The organism is Oxalobacteraceae bacterium OTU3CINTB1 (genome assembly GCA_024123955.1).
Classification (GTDB): domain Bacteria; phylum Pseudomonadota; class Gammaproteobacteria; order Burkholderiales; family Burkholderiaceae_D; genus Rugamonas.
In genome coordinates this window covers 3,867,683-3,886,056 of the sequence record CP099652.1, presented here as the reverse complement: position 1 = coordinate 3,886,056, position 18,374 = coordinate 3,867,683, and the positions used below count along the sequence as shown (strand labels likewise).

Annotated in this window: 18 protein-coding genes and 1 riboswitch; of the genes, 13 read left to right on the top strand and 5 right to left on the bottom strand. The window is 60.3% G+C overall.

Annotated elements, in window-relative coordinates; translation table 11 throughout:
• Nucleotides 1–155 precede the first annotated feature (155 nt).
• From NHH73_16850 to NHH73_16840, 3 genes are all read left to right on the top strand, one after another.
• Nucleotides 156–1,079, top strand: coding sequence for a methyltransferase domain-containing protein (locus NHH73_16850; GenBank protein USX24296.1), 924 nt, complete (start codon nucleotides 156–158; stop codon nucleotides 1,077–1,079).
• Between the two features lie 58 nt (nucleotides 1,080–1,137).
• Complete coding sequence (locus NHH73_16845; protein USX24295.1) at nucleotides 1,138–1,386, top strand: hypothetical protein; 249 nt, start codon at nucleotides 1,138–1,140, stop codon at nucleotides 1,384–1,386.
• A 168-nt stretch (nucleotides 1,387–1,554) separates the two neighbouring features.
• Entirely contained in the window at nucleotides 1,555–1,755 is a 201-nt protein-coding gene (locus tag NHH73_16840; GenBank protein USX24294.1) for a hypothetical protein, read from the top strand.
• A gap of 30 nt (nucleotides 1,756–1,785) precedes the next feature.
• Here the strand turns inward: NHH73_16840 and NHH73_16835 are convergent, their stop codons facing one another.
• The gene (locus NHH73_16835) at nucleotides 1,786–2,832 is read right to left on the bottom strand and encodes a phospholipase A (protein ID USX24293.1); all 1,047 of its coding nucleotides are present in this window, start codon (nucleotides 2,830–2,832) and stop codon (nucleotides 1,786–1,788) included.
• A 269-nt stretch (nucleotides 2,833–3,101) separates the two neighbouring features.
• On the opposite strand from NHH73_16835, the gene fusA reads away from it, so the two are divergent.
• The gene (fusA, locus tag NHH73_16830; GenBank protein ID USX24292.1) at nucleotides 3,102–5,213 is read left to right on the top strand and encodes an elongation factor G; all 2,112 of its coding nucleotides are present in this window, start codon (nucleotides 3,102–3,104) and stop codon (nucleotides 5,211–5,213) included.
• A gap of 49 nt (nucleotides 5,214–5,262) precedes the next feature.
• Here fusA and NHH73_16825 read toward each other — a convergent pair whose 3' ends face one another.
• From NHH73_16825 to NHH73_16815, 3 genes are all read right to left on the bottom strand, one after another.
• On the bottom strand, nucleotides 5,263–5,769 hold the full coding sequence (locus NHH73_16825) for a hypothetical protein (GenBank protein ID USX24291.1): 507 nt from the start codon (nucleotides 5,767–5,769) through the stop codon (nucleotides 5,263–5,265).
• A gap of 85 nt (nucleotides 5,770–5,854) precedes the next feature.
• A complete protein-coding gene (locus NHH73_16820; GenBank protein USX24290.1) occupies nucleotides 5,855–6,925 on the bottom strand; it encodes a heparan-alpha-glucosaminide N-acetyltransferase domain-containing protein in 1,071 nt (356 codons plus the stop codon).
• A gap of 9 nt (nucleotides 6,926–6,934) precedes the next feature.
• Nucleotides 6,935–8,101 (bottom strand): DUF5009 domain-containing protein, encoded by a 1,167-nt coding sequence (locus NHH73_16815; protein ID USX24289.1) that lies wholly within the window; start codon nucleotides 8,099–8,101, stop codon nucleotides 6,935–6,937.
• Nucleotides 8,102–8,194: 93 nt separating this feature from the next.
• Between NHH73_16815 and NHH73_16810 the strand changes: the two genes are divergently transcribed.
• The 6 genes from NHH73_16810 (at nucleotide 8,195) to NHH73_16785 (ending at nucleotide 13,079) form a co-directional block, all read left to right on the top strand.
• A complete protein-coding gene (locus NHH73_16810) occupies nucleotides 8,195–9,592 on the top strand; it encodes a DUF2799 domain-containing protein (GenBank protein ID USX24288.1) in 1,398 nt (465 codons plus the stop codon).
• 937 nt (nucleotides 9,593–10,529) lie between these two features.
• Nucleotides 10,530–10,772 (top strand): diguanylate cyclase, encoded by a 243-nt coding sequence (locus NHH73_16805; protein ID USX24287.1) that lies wholly within the window; start codon nucleotides 10,530–10,532, stop codon nucleotides 10,770–10,772.
• Nucleotides 10,773–11,321, top strand: coding sequence for a hypothetical protein (locus NHH73_16800; GenBank protein ID USX24286.1), 549 nt, complete (start codon nucleotides 10,773–10,775; stop codon nucleotides 11,319–11,321). It abuts the gene before it with no gap.
• Nucleotides 11,322–11,726: 405 nt separating this feature from the next.
• Nucleotides 11,727–11,996 carry a hypothetical protein gene (locus NHH73_16795; GenBank protein USX24285.1) on the top strand — a complete coding sequence of 90 codons (270 nt, stop codon included), beginning with the start codon at nucleotides 11,727–11,729 and terminating at the stop codon, nucleotides 11,994–11,996.
• Between the two features lie 166 nt (nucleotides 11,997–12,162).
• Nucleotides 12,163–12,390: a hypothetical protein gene (locus tag NHH73_16790; protein ID USX24284.1), complete on the top strand. Its 228-nt coding sequence runs from the start codon at nucleotides 12,163–12,165 to the stop codon at nucleotides 12,388–12,390.
• A gap of 62 nt (nucleotides 12,391–12,452) precedes the next feature.
• A complete protein-coding gene (locus NHH73_16785; protein ID USX24283.1) occupies nucleotides 12,453–13,079 on the top strand; it encodes a hypothetical protein in 627 nt (208 codons plus the stop codon).
• A gap of 114 nt (nucleotides 13,080–13,193) precedes the next feature.
• Here NHH73_16785 and NHH73_16780 read toward each other — a convergent pair whose 3' ends face one another.
• Entirely contained in the window at nucleotides 13,194–15,383 is a 2,190-nt protein-coding gene (locus NHH73_16780) for a TonB-dependent siderophore receptor (protein USX24282.1), read from the bottom strand.
• A 130-nt stretch (nucleotides 15,384–15,513) separates the two neighbouring features.
• Here NHH73_16780 and NHH73_16775 point away from each other — a divergent pair, with 130 nt between their 5' ends.
• The 3 genes from NHH73_16775 to NHH73_16765 all read left to right on the top strand — a co-directional run bounded on the left by NHH73_16775 (nucleotide 15,514) and on the right by NHH73_16765 (nucleotide 18,346).
• The gene (locus NHH73_16775; GenBank protein ID USX24281.1) at nucleotides 15,514–16,686 is read left to right on the top strand and encodes a PepSY domain-containing protein; all 1,173 of its coding nucleotides are present in this window, start codon (nucleotides 15,514–15,516) and stop codon (nucleotides 16,684–16,686) included.
• Entirely contained in the window at nucleotides 16,683–16,853 is a 171-nt protein-coding gene (locus NHH73_16770) for a hypothetical protein (GenBank protein USX24280.1), read from the top strand. Before NHH73_16775 ends, NHH73_16770 begins: the two co-directional genes overlap by 4 nt.
• Before the next feature lie 127 nt (nucleotides 16,854–16,980).
• Nucleotides 16,981–17,069, top strand: a riboswitch (cyclic di-GMP riboswitch).
• Between the two features lie 50 nt (nucleotides 17,070–17,119).
• On the top strand, nucleotides 17,120–18,346 hold the full coding sequence (locus NHH73_16765) for a S8 family peptidase (GenBank protein ID USX24279.1): 1,227 nt from the start codon (nucleotides 17,120–17,122) through the stop codon (nucleotides 18,344–18,346).
• Nucleotides 18,347–18,374 lie beyond the last annotated feature (28 nt).

Sequence of the window (18,374 nt, the reverse complement as noted above, 5' to 3'; positions counted from 1 at the left end):
ATATAATTGAATACGGTTTCTGATAACTTTCTTGCGAATAAGCAGAACTGGCAGGGGTTTCCCACCTAGCTCCCCCATTTATAGTTGGACAATCTTCACGATAATAGGTTCACCGTATTGCATCAAAGCACAATGCGCCACAACCAAGGGAAACCATGCTGAACGAACGCGAAATCGAAAGCTGCTATCTGGGGCAATTCATTCCAGTCCACTACCATCACAATATGCTGATGGATCAGAACCGTATGCACGGTTTCAAGTCGGCCATCGATTACGCGGTCAAGCCCGGCGCCAAAGTGCTCGAGCTGGGCGGCGGCACCGGCGTGCTGTCCTGGTTCGCTGCGGCCAAGGCCGAGAAGGTGTATTGCGTCGAGTTCAACCCGGACATGGTCAAGGAGGCGCGCAAGATGCTGGCGCTCAATCCCAACGGCGAGAAGGTCGAGGTGGTGCACGCGGACGCCTTCGAATACCTGCCGCCGGAGCCGGTGGATGTCGTCATCTGCGAGATGATCCACGTGGCCATGTTGCGCGAAAAGCAGGTCGAGGTGATCGAGTCGTTCAAGCGCCGCTACCTGGAGCGCTTCGGCGGCCCGCTGCCGGTGTTCCTGCCGGAAGCGGTGATCATGGCGGTGCAGCCGGTGCAGCAGGAGTATGACTTCGAGGGCTTTTACGCGCCCATCGTCCAGTTCCAGGAGACCAACGTGGTCTATCCCGGCACCGTCGAGGCGGCGCAGCCGGCCGTCTACAGCATCATCGACTTCAACCAGCCCAACGAGCTGGCCTACGCCTGGCAGGGCAAGTTCGTCATCGAGAAGGCCGGCGAAATCAGTGCCATGCGCTTCGTGACCAAAAACGTGCTGGCCGTGGTGGCCGAGCGTTCGACCACCATCGACTGGCTGAATCACTACATGACCTTGCCGCTTGCGACGCCGATCAAGGCCAAACAGGGCGACGTGCTGCAAGTCAGCTTCCAGTACCGCGCGGGGGGCTCGATCCCCTCGCTGCAGGCCGCGCTGCGCGCCGAAATCCTGCACGAGACCGTGACGCAGCCGGCTACGGGCATCGCCGCCTACGCTTAAAAAGTCCCCACGAAGGTCGTTCTGGAGCGTATATTTCGTCTTTTACAGAAAGAGATATATGGAACAGAACGACCAGCGCTACCTCATCCAGCAAAACAAGATCGCCGACGGCGAGACCAAACCGCCCGTGTTCGCCAAAGTCATGCGCAGCAAGGAGGGTGCCTTTGAGGGCGTGTCCTTCATCAAGTCCAAGGAAAAGGCGTCGATCCTGACCATCGAGCAGGCCAACGAGGCGATCGCCTGGGCCGGCAAGAAGAAGCCGAACGCCCACGAGTACGTCACCAAGATTATCTGCCTGGGCCAGTAGCCGGGCCCGTAGCCGGGCTGATACAGTCCGGTTTTCTCCGCCGTTTATCCCCTAATTCCTGCGATTGATCGCGTTTAAACGCAGTCGGTCGCACGGAAATTGCCCGCAACGCCCCTACCTTCTACAGTGACAGCATTGTCAATCGCATCACTGGATCGGGGGCGTCTCATGCTGAGTTTTGTGCTGTGGCTGGTTCTGCTGTTTCTCTGCTGGCCGCTGGCCTTGCTGGCGCTGCTGCTGTATCCGCTGTTCTGGCTGCTGACCTTGCCGTTCAGGCTGATCGGGATCGGCGTGGAGGGGGTGTTCGAACTGCTGCGCGCCGTGGTGCTGCTACCGGCGCGCATCCTGCGCGGTTCGCCGGGGCGTTGAGAGACTCAACGCATCCCGCATGGCACTACATCAAAAATCGACCTTGAAACCACCGCCGATGGATTTTTGCGCATAGTTATAGTCGATCAAACTTTGGCCGTAACCGCTGAAAACTTGCACATATCCCTTCAGGTTGGCCGACACCGGGAACGCCCAGCCGGCTTGCAGGCCGCCATGGTTGGTGTGGAAGTTGCGCCGCGCCGTCACCGACAATTCATGCCCGTCGAAACGATAGCTGGCGTTCAAATCGCCATGGCCGAGGTAATCGGTGATGTCGATGTTGTCGTTGTCCGAGCGCGCATTATCCAGCCTGTGCCACAGGCGGAAATTGACCGCGAAGTTGCCTTTCTCGGCACCCACCTGCGCATAGACGCGGTTCCAGCTGCGCGACAAGGTCGAGGTCTGGCCGTTCGACTGGTGCACCAGACCCAACGTCAGGAAGCGCACGTCGACGCCGCCCAGATTGAGCGCCAGCGGCGTGGTCAACATCAGCTCGGGCTGGTAGTTGGTCTCGCGGAACGGACTCGATTCGGAACGGTTGTACGCCTGCCAGAAGCTTTCCTGCGTGTAGCCGAACCACAGGTCGACCGGCCAACCGAACGCTTGCTCGATCATCTTCATCTTGAAGCTAAGCTGGTACATCAATTCGACGTGCTTGGATTTCAGGCCATCGGGCGAGAATTCCTGGAACGGCGTATCGTTGTTGCTCGTGCTGTAATTGGCCAACAACAGGTAGTTGTCGCGGTGCGGCCGGAAGTTGAACACGCCGCGCTTGGCCGAACGGTCCAGCTCCCACCATTGCACCATGCGCGAGACCTTGTCCTGCGGCGGAATGGTCGTCAGTTCGGCGACCTTGGCCGGGATCGGCGCGTCGGCCGGCGCCGCCGGCGGTTCGGCCGGCTGGGTGCTGGCAGGCACCACCGCGCCGTTGACGATCTTGCTGTCGTTGCCAGGGTCCGGCACGCCGACGGCGGCGCCGCCGGCGGCCTGCTTGGTCGGCGTGGTGCGGGCCAGGCCATCGTAACAGGCAAGGCGGGCGCTGGCGTCGCCAAGGACCGCGCAGCGTTCGATGCGCAATTCGAGATCGGCGGCCTGGGGCGGTGCGGACTGTGCTAAAGCCAGAGCCGGTCCCATGCCTAAGGAGAGGAGGAGGGCGGTTTTACGTCGGAGTACCATGCATTTTTTCCAGGTGAGATGTAAGCTTGCAGTTTATTACACAGACTACATTACTTGCCGTTAGGTATGTCGCACATTAGGAAAGTATTTCCGGGCTTGATTTCGGCAACTATCGCCGCACTTGAGACTACCCAAGGCTTAAAGACACGAAGTGTTCAAGGAGATTTGTGATGACCCGCAAGACCCCCATCGAGCGTTACCGCAACATTGGCATCAGCGCGCACATCGACGCTGGCAAGACCACCACGACGGAGCGCATCCTGTTTTATACCGGCGTCAATCACAAGATCGGCGAGGTGCACAATGGCGCCGCGACGATGGACTGGATGGAGCAGGAGCAGGAACGCGGGATCACCATCACCTCGGCCGCCACCACCGCCTTCTGGAAAGGCATGGCCGGCAACTTCGCCGAGCACCGCATCAACATCATCGACACGCCGGGCCACGTCGACTTCACGATCGAAGTCGAACGGTCGATGCGCGTGCTCGACGGCGCCGTCATGGTCTATGACGCGGTCGGCGGCGTGCAGCCCCAATCGGAAACCGTCTGGCGCCAGGCCAACAAGTACAAAGTGCCGCGCATCGCCTTCGTCAACAAGATGGACCGCGTCGGCGCCGACTTCTTCCGCGTACGCGAACAGGTGGCCAACCGCTTGAAGGGCGTGGCCGTGCCGATCCAGATTCCGCTCGGCGCCGAGGATAATTTCCATGGCGTCGTCGATCTGGTGAAGATGCGCGCCATTAACTGGGACGACGAGAGCCTGGGCGTCAAGTTCACCTACGAGGATATTCCCGCCGATCTGCAGTCGCTGGCCCAGGAGTGGCACGACAAGATGGTCGAGGCCGCCGCCGAAGGTACGCCCGAGCTGCTGGAGAAGTATCTGGACGGCGGCGTGCTGACCGAGGAAGAGATCAAGACCGGGCTGCGCCTGCGCACCATCCGCAACGAGATCGTGCCGATGCTGGCCGGCAGCGCGTTCAAGAATCGCGGCGTGCAGGCAATGCTGGATGCGGTGGTGGAGTATCTGCCGTCGCCGCTCGACGTGCCGGCGATCGCCGGTACCGACGAGGACGACAACCCGATCGAGCGGCATCCGAGCGACGCCGACCCGTTTTCGGCGCTCGCCTTCAAGATCATGACCGATCCGTTCGTCGGCCAGTTGACGTTCTTCCGCGTGTATTCGGGCGTGGTCAATTCCGGCGACACGGTCTACAACCCGACCAAGAGCCAGAAGGAGCGCCTGGGCCGCATCCTGCAAATGCACGCCAACGAGCGCAAGGAGATCAAGGAAGTGTACGCGGGCGACATCGCCGCCGCCGTCGGCCTGAAGGGCGTGACCACCGGCGACACCTTGAGCTCGCCGGATCACGTCATCGTGCTGGAAAAGATGATCTTCCCGGAACCGGTGATCTCGCAGGCGGTCGAACCGAAGACCAAGGCCGACCAGGAAAAGATGGGCATCGCGCTCAATCGCCTGGCTCAGGAGGATCCGTCCTTCCGCGTGCACACGGACGAAGAATCGGGCCAGACCATCATGTCCGGCATGGGCGAGCTGCACCTGGAGATTCTGGTGGACCGCATGCGGCGCGAGTTCAGCGTCGAGGCGACGGTGGGCAAGCCGCAGGTCGCCTACCGCGAAACCATCCAGAAGGCCGCCAGCGATGTCGAAGGCAAGTTCGTCAAGCAGTCCGGCGGACGGGGTCAGTACGGCCACGTGGTGCTGACCCTGGAACCGATGGAGCCGGGCAAGGGCTATCAGTTCGTCGACGCCATCAAGGGTGGCGTGGTGCCGCGCGAGTACATTCCGGCCGTCGACAAGGGCGTGCAGGAAACCTTGCGCAGCGGCGTGCTGGCAGGCTATCCGGTGGTGGACGTCAAGGTGACGTTGACTTTCGGTTCGTACCACGATGTCGACTCGAACGAAAACGCCTTCCGCATGGCGGGCTCGATGGCGTTCAAGGATGGCATGAAGCGGGCGGACCCGGTGCTGCTGGAGCCGATGATGCAGGTCGAGGTGGAAACGCCGGAAGAGTTCATGGGCAATGCCATGGGCGACCTGACGGCGCGGCGCGGCATGGTGCAGGGGATGGACGAGATTCCCGGCGGCGGCGGCAAGATCATCCGGGCGCTGGTGCCGCTGGCGGAAATGTTCGGCTACTCGACGACGTTGCGATCGCTCACGCAAGGGCGCGCGACGTACACGATGGAGTTCAAGCACTACGCGGCGGTGCCCAAGCACATCCTCGACCAGATCGCGGTATCGTCGAAGTCGCGGCATTGATGTGATATGCGCGGTAACCTGCCATCGTTGGCGGGTTACCGCGTGTTTTTTAATCGAATACCTTCAACTTCAGCTGTATCGACAGCGCCCCATACAACCGATCCTTATACTTCGGCACAAAGGCGACATTCACCCCCACGCTTCTATATTCAAAGCTGGCGGTCGGTATCACGGCCGGGAACCAGCCGCCATCGCGCATCTTCGGATAGCCGTTAAACCCTCCCACCACCGCCCCCAGCCTCACCGGGCCGACTTTGAACGGCTGGTAATACACGCCGATATAGTTCGAATACGCGCGGTCGCTGTTATAAAAACGCCCGGCGGTCGCCGACGCCACGGTCGAAAACCGATATTCCGCCCCCAGGCCCGGATTACTATCGTTTAAATCCTTATCGCGGTCGAAGTGATACGAGTAAAAGCCCCCATTAAGCCAAACCTCCTTCAGCGGCGCCGACTCGATGGTCTCGAAGGTGTCGGCCACGGCCGCTCCGGACAGGCAGGCCAGCAACGGCAGCAGCACGCTGGCCGCGATGGAACTACGCAAACGCTTGATCATCCGAAGCCTTCTTCAGTGTTGTTAAGGACGTTGGATTATAGCGAATGATTGCTTTCTTCTTGATCTGGATTAGAAGCAAAATTGGTCAAATCGTGACGCGCCAACCACGTTTTTCCGCATACACCGCCGCCAGCCAGAAGACGGCGGTGAAGCACGCCGCGAAAGCCAGCGACGCCGCCGCCGGCCCGAGCAGCGGCGCAATCGGCGTGGCGAACACATTTTGATACAGCGGCGCCAAGACGCCGCTGTAGGCTAGCAGACAGGTGGCGACCCACGATCCGGCGTAGGCGGCGATGGCATTGATGCCCATCGCGCGCCCTAGTGGCGGCCAGCCGCGCACGTCGACCAGCTGATACGCCAGCGCGATGGCCAGCATACCGTAACCGCCGGTCCACAACACGAACGATGACGTCCACAGTTGTTTGTTCAGGGGCAGCAGCAGCGACCACACACCGCCGAGGGCCAGCGCCACGACGCCGCCGATGGCGAGCTGGCGAATCCGGCCTGCGTGCAGCCAGTCGCCCACGCGCAAACCGAGGATGACCGTCGCCAGCGACGGCAAGGTGCTCAAGATGCCTTCGGGTTCGTGCGCCAGTCCCGTCGCCGCATCGTATTGATAGGACAGTGGGCCGAGCAGCGCGCTGTCGATGCGGTCGGCCAGATTCAGGTTCGGCTCCAGCGAACCGCCGGCGACCAGCATTCCCCAATACCCGAGTAGTATCGCGGCCAGGAAGGCCCACTGCGCCCGCGCGCCGCGCACGTAGATGGCCAAGAGGCCCGCCACCGCGAAGCAGATGCCGATCCGCTGCAGCACGCCGAGCAGGCGGAATGGCCGTCCGTCCATCATCAGCGTGGAGATGGCGTTGAGGGCGAGACCGAGCAGGAAGATGCGCGCACCGCGCAGCAGCACCGTGCGCGCCAGGGCCTTGCGCGCGAGCGGACCGGCGTCGGCGTCCAGCTGCCGGCCCAGCGCCAGGTGCAGCGACACGCCGACGATCAGCAGGAACGTGGGGAAGATCAAGTCCGCCGGCGTGCAGCCGTGCCAGTGCGCGTGCTCGAACCAGGGGTAGATGTTTGACCAGTCGCCGGCGTTGTTCACCAGCAGCATGGCGGCCACGGTCAGGCCGCGTACGGCGTCGATTGAATTTATGCGCATGGATGTTTGTTAGAGTTGCAGTTTGATGTGCAGGCGGTTGAGGCCAGCGACCAGCGCCAGGACGACCAGGGCGTAGACCAACGCCCAGATTAGTCCCGGCATGCCGGCGCCCAGCACGGAAGGAAAAGCCAGGTTCAGCGTCTCCATCAGCGCGTAGATGATGAACGGGAGGATGTAGGTAAGCAGGGGATTGGAGGCGGCCGGGCGGAAAAACGCGACCCAGCCGCGCTGCTGTTTCAAGTCAACCAGCCAGTACATCGACGCGAATAGCAGCACGCAGATCGCCGCGCTGTACAGCGCCCAACTCGGGGTCGCGGCGATTTTCGATATCGTGAACCAGGGACGCAGCGCGAACGCCAGCGCCGCCAGTACCGCCGCGAACAACAGCGCCTTGCCGAAAGGCTGCGCGCGCGGCCGGCCATCGCAGAAGAAGATCGTGGTTGTCAGCACGCCGCACAGCGCGATGGCGGTGTGGATCGCATTGCCGGACTGCGCGCCCAGCAGCGTCCACAGCGCCGAGGGCTGCGCCGCATTGGTGTTGAACACACAGTACCAGGCCACGCAGGCGAGGATCGTCAGCGCGATCGGCAGCGGACGCGCGCGCGTCAGTCGCCAGGCGATGGTCGCGTACAAGTACGCCCAGCCGATCAGCCCTAGTATGCCCCACCATTGCGGCGACAATCTCTCGGTGCCATCGGGCCCGCCGCGAAAAACCAGCGCCAGCGCGACAAGTCCCACGATGCCGGCCAGCCGCAGCGCGAGGACCAGCCGCTTGTTTTCGAAGCGGTAGACCGCCCATACGAGTATCGCGCAGGCGTAGAACAGCAGCGACCAAACGTGGATGGTCATCCCCATCGCCGCCTCGTTGTAGCCCGCTTCCGCATTGACCATGAAGACGCCGAACACCAGCATCCCGGCGGCGCGGGCCAGCACGTGGCGCCACAACTTCCAGCCGCTGTCGCCCGCCGCCTGGCGCTGGGCCATCGCGAACGGTATCGACATGCCGACGATGAAAAGGAAGGCGGGGAAGACGACATCGGGAAAGGTCATGCCGTCGACGCCGGCGGCCACGTGTCCCATCCAGGGCGGCATTTCGCTCACGCCCGCCAGCGTGTTCACAAAGATCATGACCAGGATGGTGATGCCACGGAAGGCATCGATAGCGAGTACGCGCAAGATTTTGATCTTTCTATTTAGACACTCGAAGATTATCATCTATTTAATCTACGGGTCTATAATCTCGCCGCTAAAAACTCATTCGTGAACCTTATGATCTCTATTGCCCGCCTGCTGCCGATGATGCTTGTTTTGCCCTTGGTGCTGGGAGGCTGCGGCGCGTCGATGAAGCAGCGCATAGAAGCTTGCAAGACCGGAGACTGGAACCAGATCGGCCGGACGGACGGCCTTGACGGCGCGCCGCCGACCTTCGCCGACCGCAAGGACTTCTGCGACGATCACGGCGACGACAAAAAGCCCGCCGGCGCCGATGCCGGCGCGCGCTACACGGCCGGCTGGGAGCAGGGCAACCGGGAGATGTGGTCGGCCGTCGGCGCCATCGACGGCGCCAAGGGATTGCAGCAATCGCAGTACGCGGTGCGGGCGGCCGGCGAAGAAGTTCGCAAGCGTAAAACGCCGCTAAATCAGGCGGCCTACGACGAGGGCTGGTTGAAGGGGAACTCCCAATATTGGGAAGACATCGGCAAGCGCGAAGGCGCCGAAGGCCTGCCGCTGACGATGAAGGAGGACAGCCGGGCGCGTGCCGCCACCGCGCAATTGCGCTTCGACGAAGCGGCCTATACCAACGGCTGGCACGCCGGCAACCGCACCTTCTGGCAGGACGCCGGATTCACCGACGCGCGCAACGGCACGCCGGACAGCCGCTTCCGCGACCGCGCCGCAGCCGCGCGCGACGCCGGTGTGCAGGTGCAGGAGGAAGTGTATCGCACGGCATGGAACGCGGAGATCGTCAACTACTGGCGCAACCTCGGCGCGCAGGATGCCGTCAGCGGCAAGGAGTTCGGCACACGCGGCAAAGAGGCGCGTCGAAAAGGGTTGAAGGTGTTCGAATCCGAATACCGCAAGGCTTGGGAAAAGCGTCTTGACGACCACTGGCGCTCGGCGGGCCTGGAAGACGGCTATGGCAAACCGTTCATGCTGGAAGAACGCATGGCCAGCGCCTCGCGCGACGGCGTGTTTGTCATCCCGTCGACGCGCGATGTCTACACCAAGGCGTGGGAAGAGCAAAACGCCAAATACTGCGTGCCGGAGAATGCCTTCGAACGCGGGCGCGCCAACACCGGCATGGCGGTGGAGGTGTGCCGTGGCGAGCTGCGGAACCAGCTAAAGCGCGCCTACGTCAGCGGCCAGGATTTCGAAGTGGCGGCGATGAAACGCGCGCAGGCACTCAACGACGTCAACGATCTGGAAAGTCGCCTGTACGACGCCAACCGGCGCCTGGGTCGCCTTGAACGCGACATACGCGGCGCGCAGGACGCCAAGGACCGCCAAGTCAACGAAGAGAGCAAAAAACAAGAGCGCCGCCGAGAGCAGGAGCGGCGCGAGCTGATCGACTACATCCGCCGCCTTGAATGGCAGCTGGACGAAGCCCGCCGCTGGGTCGAGCGTCACGACATGCAAATGCAGCGCCTGCGCCGCGAAATCTACTAAGCTTCGCGTGATGCGAGCCGAGACCTCCGCGCCAATCTGAACCACGTAGGGCGGATTAGCGAGGCGTAATCCGCCAAGCTCCGCCAAAGCCTACACAGGCATGCACACCAAGAAAAACCGAACAATATGACAAAGATTAATTTGGCAATTATTTTGCTTTTTCTTGGTGCTACGTCCGTCGCCAGCGCGCAAACTCCTGGGTTCACCCTTAATAGGTCAATACCGATTATCACGTCCGTCGATGGCGGTGATATTGTGGTACTTCACCTTCTTTACGCTTCGAAGAGTTGATGGCGACAGACGAAAAGCGCATCTTTGTCGCGTGGTGTCAAAACACTTTTACTGGAGTCGGCCCTGTCTACGGGATCCAGTACGCCATTTTATCGAATTCAGGAGTTGTCAGATTGTCGGGGTCGGGGCGCGGTTTTGGCCGCCAAATGTTCGATAAAGCCGCATTAAGCCACAAGTGGTGACATGAAGATCTTATCGCGTGCGTCGATCCAAAAACGTGGCTTATTCACCAGAAATTTCCTCATTTAGAAAAAGTATTGGAAAAAGAATCCACGGCGGGAAGCAGAAAATTGCATTTTCCTTCTTCGATCATTGGCTCCGCGACGAGGCAGAGTGGCATTTACTGGATTGCTACGATGCTCCGGAGAGAATCAGGCGCGATCAAGGGTTGGAAGCACACTGGGCCGCGATATTTGACCTGACGCCCGCATACACGTTGAGGTATCGAGGACGTTGGCCAAACAAGGCTCCATCTGGAGAAACTGTGCCCCTTTCATTTTTGGCAATATGATATCCTTACCAAAAGGGTCGACGCGCCAAGAACCCGACGTTTCCTCCTCGCGCCTGCAACGCAAGCATCTATGCCGTCAGGGGCGCCCAACAGGGCGCCACCATCGCCGAGCGCATCCGCGGCTCGGTCGAGGCGTTGCGGATCTCCGACGACAGCCGGCCGCTCTCGATCAGCGTGACGATCGGCTGCGCCACCAGCCAGCCGGGCGAAACGTTCGAGCACTACGTGGACCGTGCCGACACGGCGCTCTACCGAGGCAAGCAGGCCGGCCGTGACCGCGTGGTGATCGCTGACGATGCGAGCGATATGACTGCGGCCCTGGACGGCGGGGGTGACAGCGGTATCGAGTGCTCCCGGCCACTCGCATCAGGGAGTTGAATGCGACGAGATTGGCGAGCTTTCTTTCTGGACGAGATGGTATCCTTGCTCATTGCCGAGTGCGGCGACAAGCGGACCTTTTCACATTACGTGAGCATTAAACTAATGAGACCTGTATTCGATACATCTCCTTATTTATGGACTGACGACGGCTCTCTCCGGGACGTTTATATCCAACAAATGGGGCCAAAGCAGTGGGAACGGTTTGATTCGCTAGTTCGCAAATATGAGCTTGCCTATAGCTTTGATGGTAGCTATGCCCAGTTCCCCGGAAGCCAAGCTCTTTTCGCTAATCGCGAGGGCAGTCATCTGCTGTCGGTGATGCTCGGCGAAGTAAGCGTCAATTGCCATTTCTTCGTTGATTGGCAGCTCGAGCTCGATATATCCCCGCGAGAGATTTCCGGGCCTACTGAGCATGATGCTGTTCTCGACTTCGTGGAGCAGCTGTCAGTAGAAATAGAACTGCCTGCGGACATTACGCCGGAAAATAGCCAGACCACACCATTCATGACGTATTCGCCTACAACGCATTCTTGGAGGCTACACTAGCGCTTACGCATAGCTGGCGCTTTCCGGCCATGAGCGGCCTGACGTAATTTTGCTACTTAGAGAGAAGCCCGACAATGAAAAACTTTTTTACTTCTGCTTTCGGCGCGTGTTTAGTCGCTTCCTCGATAATGGGTTGCGCTACAACACGCACGGATGGAGTGGTCGAGATAGGCCAGAATTTGTATATGATCGGTGGGCTCGGCAATTTTACCGATTTCTCCAGCAGCGCACTTAAAGCCCGAATGTTCCAAGACGCGACTAAGTTTTGCTCGGGGAAAGGGAAGCAAGTGGAACCGGTAGGCAGCACAGGAAAAGACTCGAGCTACGGCACTTATGCATCTGCCGAAGTTCAGTTTCGTTGTGTATAGACTGCCGCAACCGGCCAGAAGCAGACCTACAAAATTAATGTCAAACGAATCTCTAATCAATCGTATTCAAGCGAAGCTGGACCTTGTTCAAGCACATCAGGCATCTGCGCGAGCCCTCGCGGATTCGATTCGTGGAAACGGTCGAGCATTGGAAGCGATGCCGTATGACTTGACTAAGGAAATTGAGAGCTTGGCTATGGATTTAGACATCGCTCAGTGGCATGATGAGGATGGCTTCGTACCGGAGCTTGCTCCTATTCTCATACGGGTTCAAGAATGGGTGTCGAAATTACCCCGCGATGTTTAATGTCGTCCTGCAGCTGATGGCCAACAGCAGACGCCCACTAAATTCTCGTTGTTGCGCTGTGCGAGTGTCTTTAAAAAAGTAAAAAAATAGTCATGAGTACAGAAGTATATGAAACCGCCCAGCTAAACATTTTGATTAGCAACGTGGTGGAGACGGACGAGAGTTGGTGGCGCTTCGCGCTGGACTGCTGAAGGAATTTAGCACGATTGAGGACTTCAAAATTGAGATGGACTACATGTCCCAGCAGGGAACGAATTATGCGGCTAGGTTCAATATCCCTGGGCCACTGTATTTCGATGACAAACGTTTGATGGACGTTCTAGAGGAGATTCCGCTTGGGCGTTGGCGTATCGATTACCAAGCTGGCCCAAAAGGCGTGACGCTCGTCCTCTAATCCGGGAATAACGGTCGCCGGCCATTAGCGCCATTTGAAGATGATCAAAAAAAGAGAAAGCATTGAAAAAGAAAGCTTTGAGTCCCATTGAGCTCTACGGTCGCCAGATGGAGGAAGTCAAGCGACGCGTGGCTGTAGCGCAGCACTTCTTGGGATCGACCGGAAGTGCTGTTTATTTTCAACCAGCAGTAGAGTCAGCAGCGCTTCAAATCAGGAAGATACTTGAACGAATCGCGTTTGGAAGTTTAATTGCAAACCGAAATTTGTGCGCAAAGACGTATGACAATTTCTCTAAGACGTGGAATGCCAAGCTTCTACTCAACGACCTTGCGAAGATCAACGTAAACTATTATCCGGTCCCGATCAAGAGCGGTATTAAGAAAAAGGTCGATGGCACGTTCGTGCATGAAAGTCTTGGAGACGGTTATCTTACGCCTGGTGAATTTCGAGATGCTTATGAGCTCTGTAACGGCTTGTTACACGCCACAAATCCATACAAAACAGAACGTGACATGCAACGAATGTCGCAAAAATTAAAAGCTTGGCTTAATCAAATTGTTCAATTATTAAACATCCATGAGGTGCATTTTGTGGATCAACGGTCAATTTGGGTAATCAATATGCAAGAAGATAACGATGAACATGTTCATTTTGATGACTTTGAGAAAATAACAGATAATAAGAATTAGATATCTTGTTCGACCGCTTTGGGGTGCGGAACCGGCCGGTCGCAAGACCGGTCCGACCATGTAGAATTCGGGCTTTCTTTCCGAAGCATCCGCTACAAACTTCGCGCATTCACATCAAAAATCCACCGTTGCCGACACCACCGCGGTACGCGGCGAACCTAGCACCAGATACCCCGAACCCGGATAACCACCGGCCGACGCCCAGTAGCTCTTGTCAGCCACGTTATCGACTCGCGCGCGTAAGGTGACCTTGCGATCGGCGATAGTGGCGACATAACTCGCACCGATATCCAAACGGCTCCACGACGCCAGCTCCTGCCGATTCGCGCCGTCGGCATACTGCGACGACGTGTACAACGCCCGCGCATTCAGGTTCAGCCCGCGCACGCCCGGCACATCCCATTCCGCGCCGATGTTCACCTGCGTCTTCGGCACGCCGATCACATCGTTGCCCTGATTGAGTCCGCCGGCGGTAACGCGCTGCTCGGCGTCGAGCAATGTCAGGCCGCCCAACACACGCAGGCCGCGCGTCGGCACGCCGAACACGGTCATCTCCAGACCGCGATTGCGCTGTTCGCCGAAGACGCCGAAGATCCGGTCCTGCACATACGCCGATGGCTGCTTGGTGCTGAACACCGCCGCGCTGGCGCCCAGGGTGCCGACATCGTACTTCACGCCGATTTCCTTCTGCTTCGATACGTACGGCGCGAACGCCTGGCCGATATTGTCGACATCACCGGAAGCCACCGCACCTTGCTGCAGGCCCTCGGTGTAGTTCGCGTACAGCGACACCGCTTTCACTGGACGGTAAACAACGCCGGCCATCGGCGTGTTTTTGCTCTGGTCGTAGTGCGACAGCGAGACGCCGGAGTTGTAGTCGTAGCTGTCCGATTTGATAGTCTGGCGGCGCACGCCGACCGTCAGCAGCACTTTATCGTCCAGCATGGACAGCGTGTCCGCCAGCGCGTAGCTGGACAGGATGGACTTGGCGGTCAGTTTTGGATCGCTCATGGAACCACCGACGAAGAAGTCGGTTGACGGCGCCGCGACATCGACCGGGTTGAAGATATTGGTCGCGAAGCCGGCGAAGTTACTGAACGCGTAGGCGTTGCGCGACTCAGTCCAGAAACCCGACGCGGTCGCGCTCAGGCTATGGCCAATGGCGCCGGTGCGCAGCTTGGTGCGCACGCCGATCTCGCCGGTGCGCACGCTGTCGTGGCGCACGTTGTCGAAGCGGTACATGCTTGCCGCGCCGGCGGCGCTACTGATGGTCGGCTCGGCGATGATGTTGGACTCGTCGCCGCTGCGCGCGCCCATTGCGGCCCACGCCACCGTGTCCTTGGCCAGATCGACTTCGCCGCGCAGCGTGCCGAAGGTGTCGCGCTCCTTCGAGTGCGTCCACTTCTGCGCCCAGTTGCTGTCGGAGTCCGGGGCGGAGGGCAGGGCGACGTCTTTGTTGACGGTCACGCTCGGACGCGCGCCTTGCAGATTGTGGTTCTGGTAGCCGGCATCGGCCGAAAGGCGGAAGCCGCGTCCCTGGAAGTCCAGACCAACTGACGCCACCGACAACTCGCGCTTCTCGCCATCGATGGGCGTGTCGCCGTCGCGGCGCACTGCGTTGACGCGGATGCCGGTGTTGCCGTTCTCGCCGAAGCGGCGGCCGATGTCGACCGCGCCGTAACCCTGGCCGCCGCTATCGACGCCGACCGTCAGCTGCGTCAGCGGGTTGTTGCTGGCGCGCTTGGGCAGCAGGTTGATCGAACCACCGACGCCACCACCGCCCGGCGCCGCGCCGTTGATGAAGGAGTTCGCGCCGCGCAGCACTTCCACGCGTTCGAGCAATTCGGAGGCGACGAACTGGCGCGGCAGCAAACCGAACAAACCGTTATAGGCCAGATCATCCGAGTTGACCGGGAAGCCGCGAATCACATACAGCTCCTGGTAGTTGCCGAATCCGCGCGCGACGCGCACCGACGGATCGTTCTGCAGCACGTCGGCGACGCTGCGCGCCTGCTGGTCCTGGATCACTGCCTGCGTGAAGTTCAGCGTATTAAACGGTGTATCCATCATGTCCACATTGCCGAGCAGGCCCAGACGGCCGCCGCGTGCGACCTGGCCGCCGGCGTAATCCTTGGTCAACCCTTCGGCGGACGCATCCGCCGAAGCGCTGATGACGACGGTCTGGATCTTGCCCTCGGCAGTATCGGCCGCTACCGAAGCAGTTTGACTCTGCGCGCCGGCGGCGCTGACCATAAGCATTGCGGCAAGCGCGAAAGGGGACAATTTCAGATGTGGAGTGTGCATGATTCGTTTAATTTTTGGTAAGTAAATGAGAGCGATTCTCAATTATAGCGCTGTGCGCCGCAGTTTCGCTACTAAATGAGAGTGATTTGCATTATCATTGTAATTTCCGGTTTGCCGAATCACTTTCATAATGACACCTGTTACCGTTCGCCGCTGGGCCTGGATTCATAAGTGGAGCAGCCTGGTCTGCACCGTGTTCATGCTGCTGCTGTGCCTGACCGGCTTGCCGCTGATCTACCACCACGAAATCGACCACCTGCTAGGCAACGCCATCGAGGCGCCCAAGATGGCGCCGGACACGCCCAAAGCCGATCTTGACGCCGTCATCGCCGCCGCCAAGGCGCGCTACCCGAACAAGCTGGTGATGTACATGTCGCAGGAGGCGGACGAGCGCGAGATCTGGTACCTGACGATGGGCGACCATCCGACCGACGAGGGCTTCAAGTCGGTCGCCGTCGATGCGCGCACCGCGCAGGTGCTGGGCGAGCCGAGTTTCGAAGGCACATTCCTGGGCGTGATGTTCCACCTCCACGTGGATTTGTACGCCGGCCTGTGGGGCAAATTGTTCCTCGGCTTCATGGGGCTGCTGCTGGTGGTGGCGATCATTTCCGGCGTTGTGCTGTACGCGCCGTTCATGCGCAAGCTGCAATTCGGCGAAGTACGGCGCGAGCGCGGTCCGCGCGTCAAATGGCTGGACCTGCACAATATGCTGGGCATCGTCACGCTCACGTGGGCGCTGGTGGTGGGCGCCACCGGCATGATCAACACCTGGGCCGATCTGCTGGTGAAGTACTGGCAAACCACCGAAATGGCGGCGATGATTGCGCCGTATAAGAATATGCCGCTGCCGGGCAAGTTGGGTTCGATGCAAAAGGCGATGGACAACGCCGTTGCCGCCGAGCCGGGCATGCAGGTGGCCTTCGTCGCCTTTCCGGGCACCGCGTTCTCCAGCCCGCATCATTACGGCATCTTCATGCATGGCAGCGAGGCGCTGACGTCGCGCTTGTACAAGCCGGTGCTGATCGATGCGCAAACCAGCGAGATCACCGATCGCCGCGCGTTGCCGTGGTACCTGACGGCGCTGCTGGTGTCGCAGCCGCTGCACTTCGGCGACTACGGCGGCGCGTGGATGCAGTTCCTGTGGGCGATGCTCGATATCGCCACCATCTTTGTGCTGGGCAGCGGTTTGTATCTGTGGTTGAAGCGGGGCGTGCAGGCCAAGGCCCCTTTGCGCAAAGAGGATGATGATGTGGTCGCGGAAGTGCGCGAGCCCGCCTATGCCACCGAAGGGGAGGCGCGATGAGCGCGAGTTCCTTCCGTCGCATGTGGGGAGCGCCCATCGCGCTGGCGATACTGACGGCGATCGGCCTGATTTCCGCGTTGCTGGGCGACGGCGTGTGGGATTACGTCTCCGCCGTCGCGCTCGGTGTTCCGACCATCGCTTGCGCATGGTATGGCTTGCGCCGTTAGACTGCGGCAGGCGTTGGGCCTCTACAGATGAGCTAGTTGTGTGCAGGCGACATGCCACGGAAATCCGGCTGTCCTTATCGCATTAAGTGTTTGTGCCGCAAGTCTTCGTGGTAACCTCGCTCTCATTGAAACCAGAGGGCAAACCAGGCGAAAGCCTCGGGACGCAAAGCTTCAGGCCTACAGCGCAGTCCGCGCCATGGCAGCTGGGCTACCGTCTAAGGACTACATTCCTTGCCGGCCTCTATCAATGTTATAGAGGCTAAACCATGTTGCAGAAGCAAGGCGCCGCTGCGCGCCGCACGTTTGTCACCCTGTCCACCGTAGTGATGGTTCCGTTGCTCGGCGCCGTGCTGAGCACGCCGGCGATCGCCCAGCCTTCGGAGCGGTCCCCGCAAGCCGAGCGCACCCGTTACATCATCGTCTTCAAGCCCGGCGCCGGCGCCGTGAAGCAGCACGCCGAGTCGTTGGCCAATGGTTCCGGCACCCGTCCGGACTTCGTCTACGAACACGCCGTCAAAGGCTTCACGGTGACGCTGCCGACCAAGTCGAGCGCCCACTACCTGGAAGCCATCCGCCGCCATCCGCTGGTGGAATCCATCGAGCCCGACATGGTTGTGACGCATACCCAAAGCACGCAAACCAGCGCGCCGTGGGGATTGGACCGGTCCGACCAGCGCGCCTTGCCGCTCAATGGCGCCTACAGTTACGCGGCCACCGGCCAGGGTGTGCAAATCTATGTGCTGGACACCGGCGTGCGCGCCTCCCATGTCGATTTCGGCGGGCGGGTCCGTGCAGGCTATAGCGCGATTGCCGATGGCAATGGCACCAACGACTGCCACGGCCACGGCACCCACGTCGCCGCCACGGCGGCCGGCGCCACGTACGGCATCGCGAAAGGGGCAAGCATCGTGCCGGTGCGGGTGCTGGCCTGCGATGGGTCCGGCAGCATGAGCGGCGTGCTGGCCGGCCTGGATTGGGTGGCTGCCAACGGCGTACGTCCGGCCGTGGTCAACATGTCGCTCGGCGGCGGCATCTCCTCCACGCTGGACCGGGCCGTGGCCAATGTGGTGTCGCGCGGCATCAGCGTGGCGGTCGCGGCGGGCAATTCCAATGTGGATGCCTGCACCAGTTCGCCGGCCCGCGAGCCGTCGGCCATCACCGTCGGCGCCACCGGCAGCAACGATGCGCGTGCCTCCTACTCCAACCGGGGACGCTGCCTGGACATCTTTGCTCCCGGCTCGTCCATCACGTCGGCTGGCATCTCCAGCAATACGGCCGTGGCCACGATGAGCGGAACGTCGATGGCGTCGCCGCACGTGGCTGGCAGTGTCGCGTTGCTGCTCCAGGCCCAGCCAACGCTGATCCCGAGCCAGGTCGCTCAGCTGATCAAGTCGCGCGCCACCCCCAACAAGGTGTGGAACGCCGGCACCGGCTCGCCCAACCTGCTGCTCTATACGGGCACCGACATCGCCACGACCGGGCTGCCCCAGTAACGATGTCTGTATAGGGCGCTAACGGTAT